The sequence below is a fragment of the Streptomyces vastus genome, assembly GCF_039532825.1.
Taxonomy (GTDB): Bacteria; Actinomycetota; Actinomycetes; order Streptomycetales; family Streptomycetaceae; genus Streptomyces; species Streptomyces vastus.
The window spans coordinates 1-643 of sequence record NZ_BAAASJ010000071.1 but is presented as its reverse complement, the minus strand read 5'-3'; the positions used below and the strand labels follow the sequence as shown (position 1 = coordinate 643).

Genomic DNA, 643 nt, shown 5'->3' with positions numbered 1-643 from the left:
CCCTGAGCACCGTCTTCTCCCTGATCATCGGCGTGACCGCGGCGACCGCCCTGACCCGCAGCGAACTCCCGCTGCGCTCCGCGGTCTACGCCCTGGTCCTCGGACCCCTGGTCATCCCCCAGATCGTCACCGCGCTGGGCCTGTTCCTGCTCTTCGAGCCCGCCGCCATGCTCGGCAGCCCGATCGCCATCGCCCTGGGACACACCGTGCTCGCCTCACCGATCGCGGTGCTGATCCTCATCGCGACCCTGCGCGGCATCGACGAACGCCTCGAGGACGCCGCCGCCAGCATGGGCGCCGGCCGCCTGACCATCGCCCGGCGCATCACCTTCCCCCTCGCCGCACCCGGAATGATCGCCGCAGCGATCTTCTCCTTCATCACCAGCTTCGACGAGTTCTACATCTCCCAGTTCCTCTCCTCCGTCGACACCGTCACCCTGCCCGTGCGGGTCTACAACTCCCTCACCTTCGAAATCGACCCCAGCGTCACCGCGATCAGCGCCATCCTCATCGCCTTCGCGATCCTCGCCCTCGGCCTGGTCGCCCTGGTGCGCTGGCTCGGCTCCGGACGGCAGGACTCCCTGCTCTCGGTCGAGAACACGGTAGGAGTCGCCGCCCCGGGAGGTGAGGCCGTATGACCACC

The 643-nt window shown here is 68.7% G+C and carries 1 protein-coding gene; it reads left to right on the top strand.

All coding sequences use genetic code 11. From position 1 onward, the window contains the following. Positions 1-638: ABC transporter permease (locus ABD357_RS26270; protein ID WP_344393411.1), on the top strand; the 638-nt coding region annotated here is incomplete at its 5' end. Positions 639-643: the final 5 nt, after the last annotated feature.